This window comes from Allobosea sp., assembly GCF_051860145.1.
In the GTDB taxonomy this organism is placed as follows: Bacteria; Pseudomonadota; Alphaproteobacteria; order Rhizobiales; family Beijerinckiaceae; genus Allobosea.
Genome location: NZ_JBHYEM010000021.1, coordinates 64,290 through 71,474, shown reverse-complemented (window position 1 = coordinate 71,474; position 7,185 = coordinate 64,290). Strand labels below are relative to the sequence as shown.

9 protein-coding genes and 1 riboswitch are annotated in these 7,185 nt (G+C 69.9%); of the genes, 5 read left to right on the top strand and 4 right to left on the bottom strand.

Going from position 1 to position 7,185, the window contains the following annotated elements:
- Positions 1-70 precede the first annotated feature (70 nt).
- Both ACTIF2_RS23645 and cobD read right to left on the bottom strand, forming a co-directional pair.
- Complete coding sequence (locus ACTIF2_RS23645) at positions 71-1,042, bottom strand: D-2-hydroxyacid dehydrogenase (protein WP_439499582.1); 972 nt, start codon at positions 1,040-1,042, stop codon at positions 71-73.
- 37 nt (positions 1,043-1,079) lie between these two features.
- On the bottom strand, positions 1,080-2,135 hold the full coding sequence (gene cobD, locus ACTIF2_RS23640; RefSeq protein WP_439499581.1) for a threonine-phosphate decarboxylase CobD: 1,056 nt from the start codon (positions 2,133-2,135) through the stop codon (positions 1,080-1,082).
- Between the two features lie 11 nt (positions 2,136-2,146).
- Here cobD and cbiB point away from each other — a divergent pair, with 11 nt between their 5' ends.
- On the top strand, positions 2,147-3,127 hold the full coding sequence (cbiB, locus tag ACTIF2_RS23635; RefSeq protein WP_439499580.1) for an adenosylcobinamide-phosphate synthase CbiB: 981 nt from the start codon (positions 2,147-2,149) through the stop codon (positions 3,125-3,127).
- Positions 3,128-3,270: 143 nt separating this feature from the next.
- On the opposite strand, the gene cobO is transcribed toward cbiB, so the two are convergent.
- Positions 3,271-3,882: a cob(I)yrinic acid a,c-diamide adenosyltransferase gene (gene cobO, locus ACTIF2_RS23630; RefSeq protein WP_439499579.1), complete on the bottom strand. Its 612-nt coding sequence runs from the start codon at positions 3,880-3,882 to the stop codon at positions 3,271-3,273.
- Positions 3,883-3,899: 17 nt separating this feature from the next.
- Positions 3,900-4,397, bottom strand: coding sequence for a bifunctional adenosylcobinamide kinase/adenosylcobinamide-phosphate guanylyltransferase (gene cobU / locus ACTIF2_RS23625; protein ID WP_439499585.1), 498 nt, complete (start codon positions 4,395-4,397; stop codon positions 3,900-3,902).
- A gap of 141 nt (positions 4,398-4,538) precedes the next feature.
- Positions 4,539-4,720, top strand: a riboswitch (cobalamin riboswitch).
- A 37-nt stretch (positions 4,721-4,757) separates the two neighbouring features.
- Between cobU and ACTIF2_RS23620 the strand changes: the two genes are divergently transcribed.
- The 4 genes from ACTIF2_RS23620 to cobW are packed head-to-tail and all read left to right on the top strand — an operon-like array spanning position 4,758 to position 7,184.
- Positions 4,758-4,937: a CbtB domain-containing protein gene (locus ACTIF2_RS23620; RefSeq protein WP_439499578.1), complete on the top strand. Its 180-nt coding sequence runs from the start codon at positions 4,758-4,760 to the stop codon at positions 4,935-4,937.
- A gap of 12 nt (positions 4,938-4,949) precedes the next feature.
- Positions 4,950-5,690: a CbtA family protein gene (locus ACTIF2_RS23615; protein WP_439499577.1), complete on the top strand. Its 741-nt coding sequence runs from the start codon at positions 4,950-4,952 to the stop codon at positions 5,688-5,690.
- 49 nt (positions 5,691-5,739) lie between these two features.
- Positions 5,740-6,138 (top strand): DUF1636 family protein, encoded by a 399-nt coding sequence (locus ACTIF2_RS23610; protein WP_439499576.1) that lies wholly within the window; start codon positions 5,740-5,742, stop codon positions 6,136-6,138.
- On the top strand, positions 6,135-7,184 hold the full coding sequence (cobW, locus tag ACTIF2_RS23605; protein WP_439499575.1) for a cobalamin biosynthesis protein CobW: 1,050 nt from the start codon (positions 6,135-6,137) through the stop codon (positions 7,182-7,184). Before ACTIF2_RS23610 ends, cobW begins: the two co-directional genes overlap by 4 nt.
- Position 7,185 lies beyond the last annotated feature (1 nt).

The following is a 7,185-nucleotide window of genomic DNA, read 5'->3' as shown; positions in this document are numbered from 1 at the left end:
GGGCTCGCCCGACGGCCCCTGGATTGCTTCGCTTCGCTCGCAATGACGGCGGAGCGCTGAGCGTCTCGCCTCAGACGATTTGATTGCGCAGCGACGCCTCGCCGCGCGCGAGGCGGTCGAGATTCTCGATCAGGATATCGACGACATTGGCCTCGTAGGCCCGGGTCTCGCCGGCGCTGTGCGGGGTGACGACGACGTTTGGCAGCGCCCAGAACGGCGAATCAGGCGGGAGCGGCTCGTCATGGAAACAGTCGAGCCCGGCCCCGGCGATACGGCCGGCACGCAAGGTCTCGAGCAACGCCGCCTCGTCGACGACCCGGCCGCGCGCGACATTGATCAGCAGGGCGTCGGGGCGCATCGAAGCCAGCGCCGCCTTGCCGATCAGCCCCTCGGTCTCCGGCGTGAGCGGGCAGGTCAGGGCGACGATATCGGCCTGGGCGAGAGCCTCGCCGAGCCTGTCCGGCGGCACGATTGCGTCGATGCCAGACTCAGGTCCGGGCCTGCGCCGGACGCCGATCACGCGCATCCCGAAGGCGGACGCCAGGCCAGCCAACCGCATGCCGATGCGACCGAGGCCGACGATCACCAGCGTCTTGCCGCCGAGCTCGTCCTCCCGCCGGGCGCGGTCGCCGATCATCGGCCGCCAGTGCCGCGCCGTCTGGTTGTCGCGGGCGAGATGGATCTGGCGGGTCAGCGCGAGAATCAGCGCCATCGCGTGCTCGGAGACGGCGCGCTCGTTGCCGCCCTGGGCGCTGGCGAGGCGGATGCCCGCCGCCGCGAAGGCCGGCTTGTCGAACTGGTCAGTGCCGGCGCTGACCGACTGCACAAAGCGCAGCCGCGGCGCGACGCCGATCAGCTCGTTGCGCCACATGCCCGAGGCGACGATCACAGCGGCCTCCGAGGCGCGGGCCTTGAGCTCGTCGAGGCTGCGGACCTCGACATGCGGCTCCTTCCGGCCGCGCGCGGCGAATTCCGCGCCGAGCTGATAGGCGGCATGGGCGAAGCAGATCGTCAGATCGCTCTCGTTTGGCCAAGGCTTCATTCCATACGTCTCCCTGTGTGCATTCATTCGCGACAGCTTAGTCATGACCCGGCCGCTGCGTCCCCGCGCGACGCGCATGCGGCCCTTCATCGGGCGTGAAGGAAGCGAGCGCGGCGGCGAGCCTCGTCCAGGACGTTTCGTCGCCGGGGAGGCCGAAGCGCAGCCGGGCGGCATCGTGCTGGAAGCGGCGGGCATAGATGCCGCCACGGCCGAGATGAGCGAAGAGAGCCGCGGCATCGCGCGTCTCCAGCAGCCGGAACAGGGCCGTGCCGCCGACGACATCGCCGCGCGGAGCCAGGAGCGCGTCGAGCCGCGCCGCGTCGCGGGTGCGGTCGATACGCGCGTTGTCGAGCCAGGCTTTATCGGCAAGGGCGCAGGCGCCGACATGCAGCGCCGGCCCGGCCACGGCCCAAGGACCGAGCGCCGCGCGCAGGCGGCCCGTCAGCACAGGCTCGCCGATGGCGAAGCCGAGCCGCAGCCCGGCCAGCCCATAGGTCTTGCCGAAGGAGCGCAGCACCAGCGTCGCCGGGGGGAGTTCCGGGATCAGGCTCGCCTCCGGCGTGAAGTCGACGAAGGCCTCGTCGATGACGAGAAGCCCGTCGCGCGCTGCAAGACTTTGGGCAAGCGCCGAGAGTTCGGCACGGCCGACCAGGCGGCCGTCGGGATTGTTCGGATTGACCAGGACGACGACCCGCGCATCGCCGGCCTCGTCGCGTTTTGCGATCTCCCGCAACGCCATGCCGGCCTTGCGCCAGGCCAGCGCATGCTCGCCATAGGTCGGGCCGAGCACCGCGACCGGCCCCGGCTCCACCAGCCGCGGCAGGAGCTCGATCAGGATCTGCGTCCCGGGCGCCGCGACGATGCCGGCCGCATCCGGCACGCGATAGGCGCCGCGCGCCGCGGCAAGCAGCGCCGCCTCGTCCTGCGCGCCCGGCAGGCGCTGCCAGAGGCTTAACGGCAGCTCCGGAAGCGGATAGGGGATGGGATTGATCCCGGTCGAGAGATCGATCCACGGCTCAGGCGCGTCCGGGAACAGCGCCTTGGCCTGGGCCAGATCGCCGCCATGCCAGATTGTGCCGTCCGCCTCAGCCATTCCCGCCCCGCATGACCTTGTCCGACACCTTGCCGCTCCTGCTCGCCGCGCTGATTCTGGAAGCGGCGCTCGGCTACCCGCAGGGCTTGTATGCGCGGATCGGCCATCCCGTCACCTGGATCGGCGCGTTGATCGCGCAGCTCGACCGGAGGTTCAACCGGCAAACCGCGTCCTTCGCCATGCGCAGGGCGGCGGGAGCGCTGGCGCTCGCCGTGCTGCTGATGGTCGTTTTCATCGCCGCCTGGGCGTTGACCCTGCTTTGCCAGAGCCTTGGCCCGCTCGGCTTCCTGCCGCTTGCCCTGATCGCCTCCGCCCTGCTCGCACAGCGCAGCCTGCACGAGCATGTCGCGGCCGTCGCCGACGGGCTGGAGCGCGATGGTCTTGCTGGGGGACGCAAAGCGGTAGCGATGATCGTCGGCCGCAATCCGGAAACGCTCGACGAGGCCGGCGTGGCGCGTGCCGCGATCGAGAGCCTCGCCGAGAATTTCTCGGACGGGATCGTGGCGCCGGCTGTCTGGCTCGGCCTCGGCGGCCTGCCGGGAGGCGTGCTCTACAAGGCGGTCAACACCGCCGATTCGATGATCGGCCACAAGACCGAGCGCCATCTCGCCTTCGGCTGGGCCGCCGCCCGGCTCGACGATCTGGTGAACCTGCCAGCCTCGCGGCTGACCGCGCTGCTGCTGGTCGGGGCGGCGGCGCTCGACCGGGATGCCAGCCCCGCCGATGCATGGCGGGCGGTGAGGCGCGATGCCGGCCAGCACCGCTCACCCAATGCCGGCTGGCCGGAAGCGGCCATGGCGGGCGCGCTGAGCCTGAGGCTGGCAGGACCACGCGTCTATGGCGATGTCCGGGTCGAGGATGGCTGGATGGGCAACGGGCGGGCCGAGGCGAGAGCGGGCGATATCCGGCGGGCACTCAGGCTTTATCGGAAGGCGTGCCTGCTGCTTGGCGCGCTGGCCGCGGCGGGAGCGATCATCGCACTGGCATTTTGAGAGCACGCCGCAGGTCGGACCTGTCGGCTCCCGTCATTGCGAGGAGCGAAGCGACGAAGCAATCCAGGAGGACTGTGCGAGACCTCCTGGATTGCTTCGCTGCGCTCGCAATGACGGGGATGGCGCACAGCACCTGCCCAATCTCAAAACTCGATGCCCTCCTGCGCTTTCACGCCTGATGCGAAATGGTGCTTCACCAGCGCCATCTCGGTGACGAGATCGGCGGCTTCGATCAGCTCCGGCTTGGCGTTGCGGCCGGTGACCACGATGTGGAGGTCCGGCCGGCGGCTCGCCAGCGTCTCGACCACCTCGGCCAGCGGCAGGTAGTCGTAGCGCAGCGCGATATTGAGCTCATCGAGCACGAGCAGCCGGATCTCGGGATCCGCCATCAGCTCGCGGACCTTGGCGAAGGCGCGCTCGGCGGCCGCGATGTCGCGGGCCTTGTCCTGCGTCTCCCAGGTGAAGCCCTCGCCCATGCTGTGCCAGGCGATGCGGTCGCCGAAGGCCTCGAGCGCCTTGCGCTCGCCGGTCGACCAGGCGCCCTTGATGAACTGCACGACGCCGACGCGCCAGTCATGGCCGAGCGCGCGCAGGATCAGCCCGAAGGCCGCGGTCGACTTGCCCTTGCCCGGTCCGGTATGGACGATCAGCAACCCCTTCTCGATCGTCTTGGCGGCGACCTCGGCGTCCTGCACCGCCTTGCGCTTCGCCATCTTGGCCTTGTGGCGGGCGGCGTCCTCAGCTTCGATCGTCATCGTCGCGGCTTCCTTTCCTACTTCACCTGCATCGGCAGCCCGGCGACCATGAAGATCACGCGGCCGGCCCGCGCCGCAAGCTCCTGGTGGAGGCGGCCGGTCTCGTCGCGGAAGCGCCGCGCCAGCGCATTCTCGGGCACGATCCCGAGCCCGACCTCGTTCCCGACCAGCACGAGCGGACCGGGCGCCGTGGCGCAGGCGGCGAGCAGGTCCTCCCGCGCCGCGGTGAGATCCTGCTCGGCCAGCATGACGTTCGTCAGCCAGAGCGTCAGGCAATCGACGAGGATCGGACGCCCGGCGGGAACATCGCGGATCGCGGCTGCGAGAGCGAGAGGCGCATCGACCGTGACCCAGCCTTTCGGACGGCGCGCGCGATGTTCGGCGATGCGCGTGCGCATCTCGTCATCATAGGCCTGCGCCGTGGCGATATAGGTCCAGGGGCCGGGCAGCGCCTCGACCAGCGCCTCCGCATGCCGGCTCTTGCCGGAGCGGGCGCCGCCGAGGACGAGGGTCAATTGGGGAATCGCCACTGCCGGCCTCCTCCGCGGTCATGCTCGGGCTTGACCAGGGCATGACTGGATCAAGAGATTCTCAGGGGCCCGCTTCGCTCCACCCGAGAATGACGGCGCACTGCATTGCACAGCGGCCGGCACATGGCTAATGATCATCGCGACGGTGCCTCGGCAACGAGGTGAAAAGGGAACGCGGTGCGATACCGCGGCTGCCCCCGCAACTGTAAGCGGCGAGTTTCGCGCCATCGGCCACTGGGGCAACCCGGGAAGGCGGCACGGAATTTGGACCCGCGAGCCAGGAGACCTGCCGTCCTATTCGCTGCAATCCAATCGGCCGCCGGTGGGGTGGCCAAGGAGACAAAGATGACGACGAATACGGCTTCGATCCAGAGCCAGGCCAGCGCCTCCGAGCGCGTCAAGGCTGCCGCCGCGGCGCTCGCGCTCGGCGCGGTGCTGATCTTCACCGTCGGCTTCGCCCATTCTACCAGCGTCCATAACGCTGCTCACGACACGCGCCATACCCTCGCTTTTCCCTGCCACTGAGGGAAACGCATCATGGTCAATCGTGTTCTCACGGTCAGTCTTCTGGCCGGGCTTCTGGCTGGGCTGATCGTCGCTGCGCTCCAGCATGTCACCACCACCCCGCTGATCCTCAAGGCGGAGACCTATGAGGCGGCGCTGCGTGCCGGCGAATTGCAGCACGCCGCCTTCAGCGGCGACGCCAGGATCATCCTGGCCCATGGCGGCCATGACGCGGCCGATCATGCGGAATGGAAGCCGCAGGACGGACTGCAGCGCACCGCCTTCACCACCCTCGTCACCATCGCGACCTCGATCGGCTTCGCCGCACTGCTGCTCGGCGGGATGATCGCGGCGGGCGACGCCATCACCGAGCGCAGCGCATTGATCTGGGCCGCATGCGGCTTCCTGGCCTTCGGGCTGGTGCCGGCGACGGGGCTCGCGCCGGAACTGCCCGGCAGCGCCGCTGCCGAGCTCGTCCATCGCCAGATTTGGTGGATCGCGACGGCGCTCGTCACGGCCGGCGGACTCTGGGTCTTCCTGCGGGCCGAGGCCTCCTGGCTGCGGGCGCTCGCCGTGCTCGCCATGCTGGTGCCGCATCTGATCGGCGCGCCGCATCCGGCCGCGCCCGAGAGCAAGGTGCCGGCCGAGATCGCGGCGCATTTCGCGGCGCTCTCGCTTGCGCTCCAGGCCGCACTCTGGCTCGCCACCGGCTTTGCCGTCGGCGTGCTCTGGCCTTGGGCGAGCCGCCGCGCAGCAGTGCCGGCCGCGGCCTGACGCTCGCGCGCGGCTCCTCACAGGGTCGCGCTGAAGCAAGGAACAGCCCATGCCCGAGGGCGATGTCACCATCTTCGTCTGCGTCGCCTGCCGGCGCGCCCGCGCCGACCTGCCGGACGGTTTCGACGAGCCCGGCAAGACCCTCGCCGAGGCGCTCCGCGAGCGGATCGCCGGAGCCGGCGGCGCGACGCCGGTCGAGACGGTCGATTGTCTCGCCGTTTGCGACCGCCCCTGCACCGTCGCCCTCGCGGGCGACGGCAAATGGACCTACCTGATCGGCGACCTCGACGCCGAGACCCATCTCGACGAGATCGTCGGGGCTGCCGCGAGCTTCGCGGCCAGCGCCAACGGCATCGTTCCCTGGAAGGACAGACCCGCCTCGTTCCGCAAGGGCGTGGTCGCGCGCGTGCCGCCTCTGCCGGCGCGCCAACAAGGATCAAGACCATGAACGCACCGCAAGCGCCCTCGCTGGGCAAGATCCCCTGCACGATCATCACCGGCTTCCTCGGCGCCGGGAAAACCACGCTGGTCCGCCACCTGCTCGAGAACAGCCAGGGCAAGCGCCTCGCCGTGCTGGTCAACGAGTTCGGCGATCTCGGCTTCGACGGCTCCTTCCTCGCCGCCTGCGGCGTCGCAGGCTGCAGCGAGGAGGACATCGTCGAGCTGCCGAACGGCTGCATCTGCTGCACCGTCGCCGACGATTTCGTGCCGGCGCTGGAGAAGCTGCTGGACCGGGCGAACCCGCCCGAGCACATCCTGATCGAGACCTCCGGGCTGGCGCTGCCGAAGCCGCTGGTCAATGCTTTCAACTGGCCGGCGATCCGCTCGCGCGTCACCGTCGACGGCGTCATCGCCGTGGTCGACGGACCCGCGGTGGCGGACGGCCAGTTCGCGGACGATCCGGAGGCGCTCGCCACGCAGCGCGCCGGCGACGCCGCTCTCGATCACGACAACCCGCTCGAGGAGGTATTCGAGGACCAGATCCTCTGCGCCGACCTGATCCTGCTCAACAAGAGCGACCTCGTCGATGCGGCCGGCCGCGAGCGGGTCAAGGCCGAAATCGCCGAGCATCTGCCCAAGGCGATCAAGATCGTCGAGACCGCCCATGGCAAGGTCGAGCCGGCACTGATCGTCGGCCTCAACGCCGCCGCCGAGGCCGATCTCGCCGGGCGCCCCTCGCATCACGAGAGCGCCGAGGACCACGACCACGACGATTTCGAGAGCTTTGATTTCGCCCTTGCCGCCGCTTCCACTCCCGAAGACGTCTCCGCCCGCGTCGCCAGGGCGGCCGAGGCGGACGGCGTGCTGCGCCTGAAGGGCTTCGTCGCCATTCCCGGCAAGCCGATGCGGCTCGTCGTGCAGGGTGTCGGCCGCCGGGTCAGCCACCATTACGATCGCGCCTGGGCGGCAGGCGAGGCCAAGGACGGTAGGCTTGTGGTCATCGGCCTGAAGGGCTTCGACCGCAAGGCCGTGGAGGCCGCGCTGGCGGGCTGAC